At 60.4% G+C, this 452-nt stretch carries 1 protein-coding gene; it reads left to right on the top strand.

Annotated features, from left to right (window positions below):
- Positions 1 to 200: 200 nt before the first annotated feature.
- The coding region (locus GEV05_29710; GenBank protein ID MPZ47462.1) for an NAD(P)-binding protein at positions 201 to 452 on the top strand (252 nt) is incomplete at its 3' end.

Here is a 452-nt window from a genome sequence, read left to right as displayed (position 1 = left end):
TTGCCGCCAGCCGCTACGGCTATCTCTATCGCAGCGACGACGGCGGCGACTCGTGGCGCAAGCTCTGGCGCGAGTTCAGCGAGGTATCCTCCGTGCTTTGCATCCCTCAATAGAGGGCCGCCCTCTATTGTTCTGGCACAGCACTGCGTGCTTCTTTCGGGAACGAGCAATGAGATGCGGGTCAGTGTGGGAGAATCGAGATGGATACTGCAGCAGCAGCAACCGGGAATGCTCGGGTTTCAGTTCATTTGGATTTCGACGCCGTCGTGATCGGTGCGGGCGTTACGGGGCTCTATCAGCTCCACAAGCTGCGCGAGCTCGGACTTCGGGTGCGTGCATTGGAGGCAGCGAGCGGGGTCGGTGGTACCTGGTATTGGAATCGCTACCCTGGCGCGCGCTTCGATTCCGAAAGCTGGACCTACGGCTACTCTTTCTCGCAGGTGCTGCTCGAC

Source organism: Betaproteobacteria bacterium (assembly GCA_009377585.1).
Taxonomy (GTDB): Bacteria; Pseudomonadota; Gammaproteobacteria; order Burkholderiales; family WYBJ01; genus WYBJ01.
This window is presented reverse-complemented; position numbering and strand designations above follow the sequence as displayed.